Source organism: Mesorhizobium sp. WSM1386, from assembly GCF_055901595.1.
The window spans coordinates 5731389-5747165 of the sequence record NZ_CM148373.1; the positions used below are offsets into that span (position 1 = coordinate 5731389).

13 protein-coding genes are annotated in these 15777 nt (G+C 65.8%); 9 read left to right on the forward strand and 4 right to left on the reverse strand.

Features of this window, described 5'->3' with window-relative positions; translation table 11 throughout:
- Positions 1-14: 14 nt before the first annotated feature.
- Entirely contained in the window at positions 15-875 is an 861-nt protein-coding gene (locus AC0NIH_RS28110; protein ID WP_473464248.1) for a MurR/RpiR family transcriptional regulator, read from the reverse strand.
- Between the two features lie 205 nt (positions 876-1080).
- On the opposite strand from AC0NIH_RS28110, the gene murA reads away from it, so the two are divergent.
- From murA to AC0NIH_RS28155, 9 genes are all read left to right on the forward strand, one after another.
- Positions 1081-2337: a UDP-N-acetylglucosamine 1-carboxyvinyltransferase gene (murA, locus tag AC0NIH_RS28115; protein ID WP_473464245.1), complete on the forward strand. Its 1257-nt coding sequence runs from the start codon at positions 1081-1083 to the stop codon at positions 2335-2337.
- Entirely contained in the window at positions 2334-3215 is an 882-nt protein-coding gene (locus AC0NIH_RS28120; protein ID WP_473464242.1) for a glucosamine kinase nucleotide-binding domain-containing protein, read from the forward strand. Before murA ends, AC0NIH_RS28120 begins: the two co-directional genes overlap by 4 nt.
- A gap of 173 nt (positions 3216-3388) precedes the next feature.
- Positions 3389-4312 (forward strand): N-acetylmuramic acid 6-phosphate etherase, encoded by a 924-nt coding sequence (gene murQ, locus AC0NIH_RS28125; protein ID WP_473464240.1) that lies wholly within the window; start codon positions 3389-3391, stop codon positions 4310-4312.
- Between the two features lie 121 nt (positions 4313-4433).
- Entirely contained in the window at positions 4434-5951 is a 1518-nt protein-coding gene (locus AC0NIH_RS28130; RefSeq protein ID WP_473464237.1) for an ABC transporter substrate-binding protein, read from the forward strand.
- A gap of 91 nt (positions 5952-6042) precedes the next feature.
- The gene (locus tag AC0NIH_RS28135; RefSeq protein WP_473464235.1) at positions 6043-7002 is read left to right on the forward strand and encodes an ABC transporter permease; all 960 of its coding nucleotides are present in this window, start codon (positions 6043-6045) and stop codon (positions 7000-7002) included.
- Positions 7002-7841 carry an ABC transporter permease gene (locus tag AC0NIH_RS28140; RefSeq protein WP_473464232.1) on the forward strand — a complete coding sequence of 280 codons (840 nt, stop codon included), beginning with the start codon at positions 7002-7004 and terminating at the stop codon, positions 7839-7841. The genes AC0NIH_RS28135 and AC0NIH_RS28140 overlap by 1 nt, the downstream gene beginning before the upstream one ends.
- Positions 7838-9586, forward strand: a complete 1749-nt coding sequence (locus tag AC0NIH_RS28145; RefSeq protein WP_473464230.1) for an ABC transporter ATP-binding protein — start codon at positions 7838-7840, stop codon at positions 9584-9586. The genes AC0NIH_RS28140 and AC0NIH_RS28145 overlap by 4 nt, the downstream gene beginning before the upstream one ends.
- Positions 9587-9815: 229 nt before the next feature.
- Complete coding sequence (locus AC0NIH_RS28150) at positions 9816-10814, forward strand: serine hydrolase domain-containing protein (protein ID WP_473464227.1); 999 nt, start codon at positions 9816-9818, stop codon at positions 10812-10814.
- A 10-nt stretch (positions 10815-10824) separates the two neighbouring features.
- Positions 10825-11940 (forward strand): anhydro-N-acetylmuramic acid kinase, encoded by a 1116-nt coding sequence (locus AC0NIH_RS28155; RefSeq protein WP_473464225.1) that lies wholly within the window; start codon positions 10825-10827, stop codon positions 11938-11940.
- Here the strand turns inward: AC0NIH_RS28155 and AC0NIH_RS28160 are convergent.
- The 3 genes from AC0NIH_RS28160 to AC0NIH_RS28170 all read right to left on the reverse strand — a co-directional run bounded on the left by AC0NIH_RS28160 (position 11937) and on the right by AC0NIH_RS28170 (position 15709).
- Positions 11937-12359, reverse strand: coding sequence for a GNAT family N-acetyltransferase (locus AC0NIH_RS28160; RefSeq protein ID WP_023764781.1), 423 nt, complete (start codon positions 12357-12359; stop codon positions 11937-11939). The genes AC0NIH_RS28155 and AC0NIH_RS28160 overlap by 4 nt on opposite strands.
- 72 nt (positions 12360-12431) lie before the next feature.
- Positions 12432-13811, reverse strand: a complete 1380-nt coding sequence (locus AC0NIH_RS28165) for a sigma-54-dependent transcriptional regulator (protein WP_473464222.1) — start codon at positions 13809-13811, stop codon at positions 12432-12434.
- A complete protein-coding gene (locus AC0NIH_RS28170; RefSeq protein ID WP_473464219.1) occupies positions 13808-15709 on the reverse strand; it encodes a sensor histidine kinase in 1902 nt (633 codons plus the stop codon). Before AC0NIH_RS28170 ends, AC0NIH_RS28165 begins: the two co-directional genes overlap by 4 nt.
- Positions 15710-15777: the final 68 nt, after the last annotated feature.

Genomic DNA, 15777 nt, shown 5'->3' on the forward strand with positions numbered 1-15777 from the left:
CTGATTGCGTGATCCTAGGAGGACCGCTCGGCCTTCAGCACCGAGACCGCCGCCTCGCTGTTGTGGACATAGTCGTTGGCGTCCGGCTGCCTCTGCACCAAAAGGATGAACAACAGGTCGGTCAACGCCAGCTGCGCGTCGCGCGCGGTGATGGAGGAGGAGCGCGCACGCTCCTCGTCGGCGATGGTGTAGAGGCAGATGTCCGCGACGCGGCTCAGCGGATTGTCGTGGAGGCCGGTGACGGCGATCACCATCGTGCCGCGCTTGCGGGCCAGCTCGGCGATGCGCAAGGTTTCGATGCTGGCGCCGGAATAGGAGAGCGCGAACAGCACGTCGCCGGGTCCGAGCGTCGCGGCATTGGCCATCTGGATGTGGCTGTCGCTGTCATGCAGCACATTGCGGCCGAGCTTCATCAGCTTGTAGGAGAAATCGCGCGCCACCAGCGAGGAGGCGCCGACGCCGGCCAGATGGACGCGGCGCGCGCCATCCAGCAATTCCAGCGTCCTGGTGATGATGCGCTCTGTATTGGCGGCGACGGTCTGCTGCATCGACAGAAGCTTGCTGCCGATCAGCTTCTTCAGGATCACCTGGTAGCCGTCGCCGACCTCGATCGACCCGTGGATGACGCCGGCCGGCACCTGCCACTCCTGCGCCTTGGCCTCGCTGACCGCGAGCTTGAGTTCCTGGTAGCTGGCATAGCCGAGCTTCTGGCTGAACTTGACGACGCTCGACTGGCTGCGCCCGATCTCGGCCGCAAGTGCCGCCGTCGAGAGCCGCAGCATCTGGTCGGGATTGTCGACGATGTAGCGGCCAATCTCGCGATCGCCGGTCGCCATGCCGTCGAGCTTCGCATTGATCTTGTTCAGAATGGACAAGGGATTGCCTCGCGCTTTTCGGTCCCGCACGCCGACAGCCATTTGTCATCGCTCCTGGCTGGCAGCCTATGGAACCAAGGAATAAATTATTCCAATTTCGATTGACAGCCGAGAATGCAGAATTAATTTTCGAACGGGATCGGGTTGAAATCCGGATTCTGAACAGACCCGAACGCCCCGGCTTTCGTCGCACAAGGTTTCAGCCATGGACAGATTGCGGATCGTCGGCGGGCACAGGCTGCAAGGCGCGGTCACCATATCCGGCGCCAAGAACGCCGCTCTGCCGCAGATCGCGGCCGCCCTGCTCAGCCCATACCCGCTCGAACTGACCAACCTGCCCGATGTGACCGACGTCGAGAACATGCTCGGCGTCGTGCGGCTTCATGGCGCCGAAGTCGCCCGATCGGCGCATGCCGCGACGATCGATACCAGTACCGCCGTGTCCAAGGAAACGTCCTACGACACGGTCCGAAAGATGCGGGCGACGGTGCTGGTGCTGGCGCCGCTGCTTGCCCGCTTCGGCCATGCGCGGGTTTCGCTGCCGGGCGGCTGCGCCATCGGCGCGCGGCCGGTCGATATGCATGTTTCGTCGCTAGCAGCCTTGGGCGCCACGATCGCCATCGAAAACGGTTCGATCGTCGCGTCGGCGCCGAACGGGCTGACCGGCACGCGCATCGTCTTGAGTTCGCCGTCGGTCGGGGCAACGGAAACCGCCATGATGGCGGCAACCACGGCCAAGGGCGAAACCGAGATCCTCAACGCGGCGCGCGAGCCGGAGGTTGCAGATCTCGCCGCTTGCCTCAACGCCATGGGCGCGCGCGTCGAGGGCGCCGGCACGCACCGTATCCTGATCGCCGGCGACACTTCCTGGCGCGCGGCCCGGCACGACATCATCCCCGATCGCATCGAGGCCGGCACCTATGCCATTGCCGCGGCGATCACCGGCGGCCAGCTCGAGCTCACCCATGCCCGGCTCGAACACATGGCTTCGGTGGTGCAATTGCTCGAGGCCACCGGCGTCAGCGTCTGGCCCGGCGACCGTGGGCTGATCGTCTCGCGCGACCAGCCGCTTAAGGCGGTCGACCTCACGACGGAACCCTATCCGGGATTTCCAACCGACCTGCAGGCGCAGTTCATGGCGCTGATGTGCTGTGCGCAGGGCGCATCGCTGCTGCGCGAGACCATCTTCGAAAACCGCTTCATGCATGTGCCCGAGCTGATGCGGCTCGGCGCCAACATCAAGTTGCAGGGAACCATGGCGCTGGTGCGCGGCGGCGAGACACTGCACGGCGCGCAGGTGATGGCCACCGATCTGCGCGCTTCGGTGTCGCTGGTGCTGGCGGCGCTGGTCTCCCAGGGCGAGACCATCATCAACCGCGTCTATCACCTCGATCGCGGCTACGAGCAACTGGACCGCAAGCTGCGCCTTTGCGGCGCCGATATCGAGCGGCTGAGCGCATGAGCGGCGGCCGCCCCGATTATTTCCTCGGCGTCGATGGCGGCGGCACCGGATGCCGGGCCCGCATCGAAGACGCTGACGGAACCGTGCTGGGACAGGGCCTGTCCGGCCCGGCGACGACGCGGCTCGGCATCGATGCTGCCTGGGTCTCGATTTCCAGAGCATTTGACGCGGCGGTCGAGGAGGCCGGTTTCGGCCCGGACGAAACCGCTCGTGTCAGCGCCGGCATCGGCCTTGCCGGTATCGGCCGCAAGGGCGCGCTGGAGGCGTTGCGGGCGATCGCGCATCCCTTTGCCAGCATAGATTTCGTCAGCGATGGCGTCGGTGCCTGCCTCGGCGCGCATTCCGGCCAGGACGGCGCCATCGTCATTGCCGGCACGGGCTCGATCGGTCTGGGCTTTGTCGAGGGCCGCGACCTGCGCGTCGGCGGTTACGGCTTTCCGATTTCCGACGAGGGCAGCGGCGCCGATCTTGGCCTGAAAGCCGTGCAGCTGGCGCTGCGCGCCCATGACGACCGGCACGAGCGGACGCCGTTGCTGGCCGAGGTGATGCAGCGCTTCGAGGGCGATCCCATGGAAGCGGTCGCCTGGATGGACCGCGCCAGCGCCACGGACTACGCCGTGCTGGCGCCGATGGTGATGCGCCATGCCGACCAGGGCGACCCGGCCGGGCGGCGTATCGTGCAAGGCGCGGCCGAGCAGATCGATAGGCTGGTGCGGGTGCTGTTCGAAAAAGGCGCGCCGCGCGTGACCTTGCTGGGCGGCCTCGCCAGTCCGCTCGAGCCCTGGCTTTCTCCCGATGTGCGGCGCCGGCTGAAACCCGCCGACGGGGACGCCGTATCCGGCGCGATCATCCTTGCCAAAAGGGCGCTTAGCGTCTGACCCCGTAGGAATAATCTATTCCAGATATGTGTTGACGGTAGGAATATTCAATTCTAAAAAGTTAACATAGGCGAGCACGGCGGCCAGCACGGACCTTATAGGCGGTACGCGGCGTTTCAGGCGAAGAGCGCTGCCTCGCCGCTGGCTCCGCCGTATGGTTTGAAAGCACTGGAATGACCGAGCAAGGGTTGATGTCTGAGCTGGATCGGCTGGTTTCCGAGGGTCGAAATCCTCGAACTGTCGATATCGACCTGCTGCCGACCATCGACGTGCTGCACAAGATCAATGACGAGGACAGGGTTGTGCCGGCGGCTGTCGAAAAGGTGCTGCCGGAAATCGCCGCCGCGGTCGATTGTATCGTGCTCGCCTTCCAGAAAGGCGCGCGGCTGATCTACCTGGGCGCCGGCACCAGCGGGCGGCTTGGCGTTCTCGACGCCTCCGAATGCCCACCCACCTTCGGCGTGCCCGAAGGCATGGTCGTCGGTCTGATCGCTGGCGGTCCCGATGCGCTGGTGCGATCGCTGGAAGGCGCCGAGGACGATCCGAAAATGGGCGCCAGGGCCTTGCAGGAGATCGGCCTTACACAGGACGACGTTGTGGTCGGCATCGCGGTCAGCGGGCGCACGCCCTACGTCGTCGGCGGGTTGACCTATGCCAGGCAGGTGGGCTCAACCACGGTTGCCCTGTCCTGCAATCCGGCGTCCACCATTGCCGGCATCGCCGACATCGCCATCTCACCGGTCGTCGGCCCGGAGGTGTTGACGGGCTCGACGCGGCTGAAATCGGGAACCGCGCAGAAGCTGGTGCTCAACATGCTGACGACGGCCTCGATGATCCGAATCGGCAAGAGCTATGAGAATCTGATGGTCGACCTCAACCCGTCCAACAGGAAGCTGGTGGCAAGGGCCATCAGGATCGTCATGCAGACAACCGGCTGCCCGGCGCAGCAGGCCAGACAGGCGCTCACCCAGACCGGTAACGACGTCAAGCTGGCGATCCTGGTGACGATCACCGGCATGGGCGTCGAGGAGGCGCGGACAGCGCTCGGCAAGGCTGGAGGATTCCTGCGCAAGGCAATCAGCAACGGGAAGGCATGAAGCCGCATGGGACAGACGGCGTCAGGCCGCATTGACTGGGCCGATACTCCGAAGCATGTGTGTCTGGAAGCGGTCGGCTGAAACTGCAAGGCATCAAGTCAAATCATAATGGGAGACGAAAATGACAAGGCATTTCACGAGAACCCTGCTGTCGGGAATCACAGTTGCGGCGATGCTCGGCGTGGCAGCGGCCTCGGCCCAGGCGGCAACGCTGCACATGGCCTGGTCGCAGGACGCCACCGGGCTTGATCCGCACAAGCAGACGGCCTTTTCGTCGCTGCGGCTGCTGGAACTGATCTATGAGCCGCTGGTGCGGGTCGATGCCAGCCTGCAGATCATCCCTGCCGTCGCCACGTCCTGGCAGTTTTCGCAAGACGGCAAGGAACTGACCTTCAAGCTCGATCCCAAGGCGAAATTCCAGGATGGCACGGCCGTCACCTCGGCCGACGTCAAGGCATCGTTCGAGCGCATCCTCGACGAGAAGACGGGGGCGGCCGCCCGCGCCAATTTCCTGTCGATCGCCAGCATCGACACGCCCGACGCGGCAACCGTCGTGTTCCATCTGTCGCAGCCCGACGTGCCGATCCTGACGGCGATGAGCGACGTCAACGCGGCCATCGTCCCGGCCAGCGAGATCAAGGCCGGCTCGATCGGCACCAAGGCGCTCGGCTCCGGTCCGTTCAAGCTCGACAAATGGGACCCTAACGCCAAGGAAGTCTTGAGCGCCAACAAGGACTGGGCCGGGGGTGCTACCGGCGTCGACGGGATCGAGATCAGCGTGCTGCCCGATGAAGCGGCGATCCTGGCCGCCATGCGCAGCAAGCAGATCGATTTCGCGCTGCTCAACGATCCGCTGGTCGCCACGCTGGTGCCGAAGGAGGCCAGCCTGCAGCTCAACCGCGCGCCGGTGCTCGCCTACAACGTGCTGCAGCTCAATCCGTCGCGCAAGCCGATGACCGAGCTCAAGGTGCGCCAGGCGATCTCCTGCGCCATCGACCGGCAGGAGGTGCTGGACACCGCCGCGCTCGGCGAAGGCAAGGTCACCGGCCCGCTGACCATCCCCGCACTCGCGACCGATCCAAGCCAGCTGTTCTGCTACAAGCGCGACGTCGAGAAGGCCAAGAAGCTAATGGAAGAGGCCGGCTTTGCCGACGGCTTTTCGGCGACGGTGATCGGCGCTACCGGCGAACCGCCGACGGCGGCGGCGGAGGCCCAGGTCATCCAGTCGCAGCTCGCCGAAATCGGCGTCAAGCTCGACATCAAGATGATGGAGCTCAACGTCTATGTCGACGCCTGGCTGAAGGGCGATTTCGACATGGCGATCGCGCTCAATGGCGGCCGCGCCGACCCCTATACGATGTACAACCGCTACTGGACCAAGGCAGGCAATCTGCAGAAGGTGGCGAACTACATCGACGACACGCTGGACAGCCAGATGCAGCAGGGCCGCGCCGAGACCAATCCGGCCAAACGCAAGGCGATCTTCGCCGCGTTCGAGAAGCACCTCGCCGAGATGTCGCCATGGATCTGGCTCTACACGTCCTACAGCTACACGGCCCAGCAGAAGACCGTCGCCGGCTTCGTGCCGACACCGACGGGCACGCTGTTCAGCCTGAGCAAGGTTACCATCCAGCAGTAGCCGCCTCCAGATCAGCAGATAGAGCGTGATGTCGTCGGAAAACCGCTTCACACTTTTCGGCATCATGCTCTAGACGAGAGGTATCCTTCGCGTGAACTATCTGATGCGGCGACTGGCGATGTTTCCTCTCGTGCTGCTTGGCGTGTCCATCCTGGTCTTCGTCGCGATCCGGATGGTGCCGGGCGATTCGATCACGGCGATGCTGGGGACCGAAGCCGGCCTGCTGACGCCGGCGCAACGGGATTCGCTCGCCGCCTATTTCGGCATCGACCAGCCCTGGTTCGTCCAGTACTGGCGCTGGATAGGCGGCATCCTGCACGGCAATCTCGGCATCTCCGTCACCTATGGCAGGCCGGTGCTCGACGTCATCCTCGATCGCTTTCCGCTGACGCTCGAGCTGGCCGTGCTGTCGATGGTCATCGCGCTGGCGGTCGGCCTGCCGGCAGGGATCTACGCCGCCACGCATAGCGAAAAACCGTCCGATCTCGGGGTGCGCATCGTCGCCATGGTCGGCCAGTCGACGCCGAGCTTCGTGCTTGGCCTTTTGATCATCTACACGCTGTCGGCGGGCTTCGGCGTGCTGCCGGCGATGGGCGAATTCGCGCCGCTCTGGCAGGATCCGCTGCGCAATCTCAGCCAGCTGATCCTGCCCGCCATCACGCTCGGCTTCGCCTTTGCGGCGTCGGTCACCCGCATCGCGCGTTCGGCCATGCTCGACGTGTTGAGCGACGACTATGTGCGCACCGCCCGCAGCAAAGGCGCGTCGGCACGCAGCGTCATCTGGCGGCATGCGCTGCCCAATGCGCTGATCCCGGTGGTGACGCTGAGCGGAATCGAGTTCGGCTATCTCCTGGGCGGCGCCGTCATCGTAGAGCAGATCTACGCCCTGCCCGGCCTCGGACGCATGGTGCTCGACGCGATCCTGCAGCGCGACTACGCGCTGGTGCAGGGAGCCGTGCTGTTCATCGCCTTCAACTTCATGATCGTCAACCTCCTGGTCGATCTCGCCTATGTCGCGCTCGATCCGCGCATCCGGCTGGGAGAGCAATGATGCGCATTCCGCGCGCCATTTTCGGGCACGGCAGTGGCCGCATCGGCGGTGTCATAGTTGGCATCTATCTCGTACTCGCTATCCTCGGCCTGCTTGGGCTGACGCCGCACAACCCGATCACGCAGTTCCGCGTCGACCGGCTGCATGCGCCGGGAGCCGCCTACTGGATGGGCACCGACCTGTTCGGCCGCGACGTGGCCAGCCGGCTGATGGCGGGCATCGGCCAGTCCTTTACGGTCGCCTTCTTCTCGGTCGCTTTCGCCGCCCTTGCCGGTACGGTTCTGGGCCTAGCCGCCGCCTGGCTCGGCCGCCGCTGGGACGGCGTGGTGATGCGGATCATGGATGTGCTGCTGGCCTTTCCGGCGATCCTGCTGGCGCTGCTCATCGTCACCGTTGCCGGGCCGGGCACCTGGACCAGCGTCGTTGCCATCGGCATCGTCTACACGCCGATCTTCACCCGCGTGGTGCGCGGCCCGGCCTTGTCGCTCAAGGCACGCGAATTCGTCGACGCCGCGCGCACCTTCGGCAGCAGCTCGAGCTACATCGTGACGCGGCATCTGCTGCTCAATCTGGTGGCGCCATTGACCGTCCAGGTGACGCTGGCGCTGGCCTGGGCGCTGCTGACGGAAGCAGGCCTCAGCTTCCTCGGGCTCGGCACGCAGCCCCCGGCCGCGTCGCTCGGCCTGATGCTGAGCGACAGCCGCAACCTGATGGAGACCGCGCCCTGGCTGATGATCTTCCCCGGTCTGACCATTATGATCAGCATCCTCGGCTTCAACCTGCTTGGCGACGCGCTGCGCGACATCCTCGACCCGAAGATGCGGAGGGCGCCGGCATGAGCCCCTTGCTGTCGGTATCGGACCTGCGCGTCGGCTTCGGCCGCAACCCGCAAGCCAATGAGGTGGTGCGCGGCGTCAGCTTCGATCTCGCCGATGGCGAGACGCTGGCCATTGTCGGCGAAAGCGGCTCGGGCAAATCCGTCACCGCGCTGTCGATCAATCGGCTTATCGATTTCGGCGGCGGCCGCATCACCGGCGGCGCCATGAAGCTGAAGCGCGCCGACGGCAGCCTCTTCGACCTGATGGACGCCACCGAGCCGCAACTGACCCGCATTCGGGGCGCCGAGATCGGCATGATCTTCCAGGAGCCGATGACCTCGCTCAATCCGGTGCTGACCATTGGCACGCAGATCGAGGAATCGTTCCGGTTGCATCGCGGCCTGACCGGCCGGCAAGCCACTGCCGCAGCCAGGGATGCACTCGACCGCGTGCGCATTCCCGATGCCGCGCGGCGGCTGAAATACACGCCCAACCAGCTGTCGGGCGGCATGCTGCAGCGGGTGATGATCGCCATTGCGCTGGCCTGCAATCCGCGCCTGCTGATCGCAGACGAGCCGACGACCGCGCTCGATGTCACCGTGCAGGCGCAGATCATGGCGCTACTGGCCGAGCTGAAGCGCGAGACCGGCATGTCGATGATCTTCATCACCCACGACATCGGCCTGGTTGCCGGCATCGCCGACAAGGTGATGGTGATGCAGAACGGACAAGCCGTCGAACAGGGCGAGCTGAACCAGATCCTCGACAGGCCGCAGCATCCCTACACGCAGCATCTGCTGCAGGACGTGCCGCATTTCACCAACGGCAGGGCGACACGTGCCGACGGACAGCGCAAGGAGGATGCAAGGGCAGAACCGGCCTTGAAGGTCGATGGTCTCGTCGTGCGGTTTCCGCTCAAGAGCAATTTCTTCAGCCGCGCGACTGGTGCGGTGCATGCCGTCGACGGCGTCGATTTCGACCTGATGCCGGGCGAGACGCTGGCGATTGTCGGTGAGAGCGGCTCGGGCAAGTCGACCACGGCAAAGGCGGTCCTTGGGCTGGTACGTTCCACGCGTGGCAGCTTCTCGGCCGGCACCCGAAAGGCATCGGCGGGGCACAGCGCGAAGCCCGTGCAGATGGTGTTTCAGAACCCCTACGCTTCGCTCAACCCAAGGCTGACCATTGAGAGCATCCTGGCCGAGCCGGTGATCGCCACCAGCGGCCGCGCGAATGCCGAAGCCCGAACCAGGATGGCGAGCCTGCTGGAACGCGTCGGCCTGCCCAAGAACAGCCTGGAGCGCTATCCACATGAATTCTCCGGCGGCCAGCGGCAAAGGCTGTGCATAGCGCGGGCGCTGATGCTCAACCCATCCGTCGTCGTTCTCGACGAAGCGGTGTCGGCGCTGGACGTTTCGGTACAGGCCAAGGTGCTGGAATTGCTGGTCGACCTGCAGCGCGAGTTCGGGCTCGCCTATCTGTTCATCTCGCACGACATGGCGGTCGTCGAGCGGATCGCCCACCGCATCGCCGTCATCTATGCCGGCCAGATCGTCGAGATCGGCGACGCGACCTCGGTGCTGTCGAAGCCACGGCATTCCTATACGAAAAAGCTGATCGCCGCCGTTCCGACCATCGAGCGGCGGCGCGAGCATTTCGAGCTCGACACGCGGCAGGTTCCCTCGCTGGTGCGCCCGCAGGGGTTCGAGCCGGCGCCGGCGCGGTGGGAGGAGTTCGGCGGGGATCATATGGCGAGGGTGGAGGCGTGATGCCTGTGCTGCAGAAATATCCAAACTCGGCGGGACAGCACCCCCCTCTGCCCTGCCGGGCATCTCCCCCGCAAGGGGGGAGATTGGATGCCGCCACCGCTTTCGCCAATCTCCTGCGTTGGAAGGGGAGCGGAAGGCCAAAGCTGCCAATCTCCCCCCTTGCGGGGGAGATGCCCGGCAGGGCAGAGGGGGGCGCCGTAGAGCGCCAACTTTCGAGTGGAGGCCGGCCTTGACCGCCCTCGCCCAACTCTTCGACCGAGCATTCCAACCGTTGGAAGCCGCAGTGGCTGCCAGGCGCATTCCCGGCGGCGTGCTCGGCATTGTCGACGAAAATGGCGAACGCATCACCCGCTCAATCGGCTCCGCGCAGCTCGTGCCGAAGCAGCGACCGATGCATGTCGACACCTGGTTCGACCTGGCGTCGCTGACCAAAATCATCTTCACCACGCCGCGCATCCTGGCGCTGGCGGAAACCGGTTTGATCGACCTCGACGCGCCGCTGATCTCGGTGCTGCCGGACCTCCGCCAGTATGACGCGGCGGCCTGGGAGCGGAAGGTGACGTTTCGCCAGTGCCTTGGCCACCAGACGCCGTTTCCGGCGGTCGAGCCGATCTACACTTACGGGCGCGATCCCGACCTGCTGCGTGCCTTCATCCTGCAGCGCGAATGGCGGGCTCGCGATCCTGTTTATTCCGACATCAATTTCATCCTGCTCGGCTTCGCGCTCGAGCGGCTGTCGGGCAAGACCATCCGTGACATGGATCCCGGCCCTGGATTTGCTTGGTCCGCCGAACCCGACGCGTCAGCCGCGACGGAGGACTGCACCTGGCGTCATCGCGTGCTCTCCGGCGAGGTGCACGACGACAATTGCTCGGCGCTTCAGGGCGCGGGTCATGCCGGCCTGTTTGGAACGGCGGCGTCGATACTCGACTTCGCGCAAGGGCTGCTGACCGACGCTTCCGAACCTTCGACCACGTTGATGCGCACGCCCTTGTCCGCCACCCGCACGCATGGCTGGGAGCGCCCCTATGAGGGCTGGTCCGGTGGCACCTTGTGCAGCGAGGGGACCGTCGGCCACACCGGCTTCACCGGCACGGGACTCTGGATCGATTTCGAGAGAGGCAAGGCCTGGACCTTGCTCACCAACCGGATCCATCCGACACGTCATTTCGACAGTGGAATCGTTGCGCTTCGGCAAGCGGTCGGCGATCTCATCAACAGCGACTAAGGAAGCGACCATGGAACCAATCTGGGCCGTCGGCCTGATGACCGGCACCGTGCTTGACGGCAACATCGACGTCGCGCTCATCAAGACCGATGGCGAGCGCATCGACGATTTCGGTACCTACCGGCTGATGCCCTATCCCGCCTCGATCCGCTCGCTGCTGGAAGAGACGCTGAAGGAGGCGCGAGCCTGGAATTTTGTCGGACCGGAACCGGCGATCTTCCGCGAGGCCGAGGAAGCGCTGACGCGCGCCCAGTCGGCGGCTGTCAAGGAATTGGTCGAAGGCTATGGCATGACGATGGCCGATATCGGCGTCGTCGGCTTCCACGGCCAGACGGTGCTGCATCGCGCGCCCCAGGCCGGAAGGCTCGGCCAGACCCGGCAGCTGGGCGACGGCGAACTCATGCACGCCTTGCTGGGCACCAAGGTTGCCTATGATTTCCGCTCGGCCGACATGCGCGCCGGCGGGCAAGGCGCGCCCCTTGCCGCCGCCTATCACACCGCGCTGATGCGCAGCGCCGGCGCCAGCGGCGAGGTGGCCGTGCTCAACCTCGGCGGCGTCGCCAACGTCACCTGGTGGGACGGCGCCGACAATGTCGTTGCCTTCGACACCGGCCCCGCCAACGCGCCGCTCAACGATTTCATCAAATCGAAGGGGCTCGGCGAAATGGACCGCGACGGCGCGCTCGGCCGTGCTGGCGAGGTCGACGAGGCCCGGCTCGCCAAGCTGCTGGAGCATTCTTATCTGACTAAGCCCTATCCAAAGTCGCTGGACCGTTTCGATTTTGGCGCTGCGATGGCGGACGGGCTGGACGCCGAGGACGGCGCGGCCCTGCTCACCGCCTTCACTGCGGCGGCCGTCGGCAAGGCGCTCGACCTTTTGCCAAGCCGGCCGAAAAAACTGGTGGTCAGCGGCGGCGGCCGTCACAACCCGACCATGATGGCAATGCTGGCCAGCCGCGCCGGCGTCGAGGTGGTGCAGGCGGAAAGCCTCGGCTGGAGCGGCGACGCGGTGGAGGCCGAGTGTTTCGCCTTCCTCGCCGTGCGCGTCCTGCGCGGCCTGCCGATCAGCTTTCCGAGCACCACCGGCGCGCCGCAACCGATGCGCGGCGGAAAGCTCGCCGGTTAAGCCAGTTTCTTCTGCAGGAAGATGCGGCTGCGGCCGACCGGGAAATCGGCCAGCGTGCCGAAGGGCTGGTATCCCTGGCGCTGGTAGACCTTGGCGGCGTTCGGATTGAAGGTGTCGATCCAGGCGTTCCCGCAGCCGCGTGCAACGGCTTCCTGTTCGGCCGCGTCCAGCATCTGGCCTGCCATGTGCTGGCCGCGCAGTCTTTCGTCGACCCACAGCCACTGCACGTAAAGCCAGCCCCAGGCGGTGTAGCCCGAAATGCCGGCGACGACCGCGCCGTCCTCGTCGCGCACGAACACCGCCAGGGCCTTTCTCTCGGAAGCCCCGACATCGCCGTCGTTGAACGCCGTCAGCTGTTCGCCGAGAAAGGCGAGGTCTTCCGGCAAAGGCTTAGCCGTCGTTTCAAGTGTCGTGTTCATGGCTCTTCCGAAATGCTCGACTGGGTGGGCTTGAAGCGTTACGGGCGTAAGGCCCTGGCGCAATTTCTATGTCTACTCTCGAACAGCTTGCGGGTCGCCGCCATTGCGGAAGTCCGACGCGGCAATGCCATAGCGCTTGAGCTTGTCGTAGAAAGTCTTGCGCGGCACGCCGAGCGCGTCGATGGCGCCGCGCACATCCCCGCCATGGTCGCGCAGCGCCTCGCGGATGAGCTGTGCCTCGTAGTGGCCGACGCGTTCGGGCAACGGGGCCGCCGGCTCCGGCGATCGCGGGGAAGCCGCCCTCGCCTCATCGTCCGGGCCCAGACCGAGCGCGACGCGATCGGCGAAATGGGCGAGTTCGCGCACATTGCCTGGCCAGGCATGCGACTGGAGATGATCGCTCACTGCGGCATTCACCCTGGCGACCGGCCGGCCAAAGCGTTCGGCGGCTTTGCCGAGGAAATGACCGAACAGCATCGGGATGTCGCCGCGCCGCTCGCGCAGCGGCGGGATGCGCAGCGTCACCACGTTGAGGCGGAAATAGAGATCCTCGCGAAAATCGCCGCGCCGGTCCGACTGGCCGAGATCCACCTTGGTCGCCGCGACGACCCTCAAATCGATGCGCCGGGTCTCGTTCGATCCGAGCGGGGTGAGGCTGCGCGTTTCGAGCACCCGCAGCAGCTTGACCTGGAGGGCCGGCGGCATGGATTCGATCTCGTCGAGGAACAGCGTGCCGCCGCTGGAATGTTCGATCCGGCCGATGCGCCGCCGCTGCGCTCCGGTGAACGCGCCCGCCTCGTGGCCGAACAGCTCGCTTTCGATGACGGTCTCCGGCAGAGCGCCGCAGTTCAGCGCCACGAAGGGTTTTGCGCGGCGCCGGCCCCACCGGTGCAACAGGTCGGCCACCACCTCCTTGCCGGTCCCGGTCTCTCCTTCCACCAGCACGTCGACATCCATGTCGGCGATCTGGCGCAAGGTTTCGCGCAACCGGCTGATGGCGGGCGCTTCGCCGATCAGCGGCAGGCCGTCGGCGGCCTGGGCCGCGGCTTCGCGCAGCCGCCGGTTCTCGATGACCAGCCGCCGCTTCTCGCTCGCCCGTCTCAGCGCCTCGACGAGGCGGTCGCCGGCATAGGGCTTCGGGATAAAATCGTAGACGCCGTCCTTGAGCGCGGCCACCGCGAGGTCGACGTCGCCATGCCCGGTGACCAGGATCACCGGTATGTCGGGATCGATCGCCTTGATGCGGTCGAACAGTTGCAGTCCGTTCATGCCGGGCATGCGGATGTCGCTGACGACCACGCCGTCGAAATCCCGGTCGACGACAGCAAGCGCTGCCTCGGCCGCCTTGAGCGCGACCACCGTGAAGCCGGCAAGATCGAGCAATTGCGTGGTGGCGTGAAGCAGGTCCGCATCGTCGTCGACGAGTGCCACCAATCCTTGTTTCTGCGTCATTCGATCCGCCTCAAGTCGATGGTGAAGGATGCGCCGGTGCCATTGCCGGGGCCGCCGGCGTTGCCGCGATCGAGCCGCAGCGTGCCGCCCAGTTCCTGGGCGATCTCTTGCGAGATCACCAGCCCCAGCCCAAGCCCCTTCTCCTTGGTGGTCTGGAACGGCATGAACAGATTGCCGGCGGCTTCAGGACCGAGGCCGGGACCGTTGTCGCGCACCGAAATCAGCACCCGGTCGTCCCGCTCGGCGAGTTCGATCTCTATGCGGGGATCGGACCGATCCTTCATGGCGTCCAACGCATTCTGCAACAAATTGACCAGGATCTGCTCCAGCCGGATACGGCTCGCCATGACCATCGGCGAGGCGTTGCCGAGCGGCTTGACGATGGTGACGCCGGAATCGCGGATGCGGCCGGACAGAAGCGACAGCGCGCCGTCGATCGCCTCGCGCACCGGCAGCGGCGAGGCTGCGACACCGGGCCGGCGGGCGAAGGTGCGCAGTGTGTTGGTGATGGCGCCGATGCGTTCGGTCATCGAGATGATCGACGCCAGATTGCCGGTCGCCGGTTCGGTCTTGCCGGTTTCGAGAAAGCGCCCGGCATTCTCGGCATAGGTACGGATCGCGGCGACCGGCTGGTTGATCTCATGCGCCACGCCGGCGGCGATCTGGCCAAGGATGGAAAGGCGGTTGGCCTGGGCGAGATCGTCGCGCAGCCGGCGGACCTTGGCTTCGGCGCTCTCACGCTCGGAGATTTCTTCGGCGAGTGCCGTGTTGGAGCGCGTCAGCTCGGCCGTCCGGGTGCTGACCCGGCTCTCAAGCTCTGCATTCATGCGCGCCAAGGCCTCCTGCCGCAACCGGCGCGTACGGCGGCGCCGGGTGAGCACGTAGACAAGCAAGCCTGTCAGCAACAGCCCCAGCAGCGTTGTCAGGCGCGCCGTGTTGGCGGCGGACGAGAGGGCGGTATCGGCCGGCGTCAGCAGCCAGAGGCGCCAGCCGGGGACCGCACCGGGCAGGTCCTGCACCACTTCGACGAACTGGCGCGATTTTCCAGAACCGTCGATCGTCGCCAGGCCGTCACCGGCACCACGCCGTATCGGCAGTGGTTCGAAGCCCGCATCGGCCAGCTGAAGCTGCTCATGCGCGGCGGCGGCAGCGCCAGCGAAGAGCGGCGCCAGCGCGTGAAAGCGCCATTCGGGCTGGCTGGTGGCCAGCACGACGCCGCGTTCGTCGGTGACGAAAACGAGGAAGCCGCTGGAGCGCCAATTGGCTTCGACGCCGTCGAGTTCGACCTTGAGCACCGCGACGCCAAGCGGCTTGCCGCCGTCGTCGACGCGGCTGGCAAGGTACAGGCCGGGCTTGCCGCTGACCGTGCCAAGGCCATACTGGCTGGCGGCGCCCTTCGCCATCGCTTCCTGGAAATAGTGCCGAAAATTGTAGTCGATGCCGACAAAGCTCGCCGGCTCGCCGGCATTGCTGGCCGATATCGCGATGCCGGCCGTGTCGATGACATAGATGGCGGACGCCGCGGCATCGCGGGCAATCGCCTTGAGCTTGTCGTTGAGGGCGGCTTCCTGCATCTTTCCGGCCCGGCGCAGCGCTCCGCGCACAGCATCGTCACGGGCCAGCACCAACGGCACCAGGCGCTGCTTCTCGATCTCGCCGGTCAGTGTCCCGGCCGCCAGCGGCAGGGCGGCAAGCGCTGTGTCGCGCAGATTGTCGGCCGCCTGGTCGGAGGCGATGCGCCCGGCAATGGCGATCGCGCCGGCCAGAACCACAAGGGCAATGACGACGACAAGCCAGCGGCCATCGCGCAGCCGCACTGCTGCCTCGCGCAGCAGGTCACGGCCGACGGTCCCCGCGTTGCCGCTATCGGTGCCTGCTTCCGGCGCTGGCTTGTCCATTTGTCCTCAGGTCTTCGCCGCCAGTGTAAATGCGAAATTCCGCCCAGGCAAACGATCCTTGTGCGGAA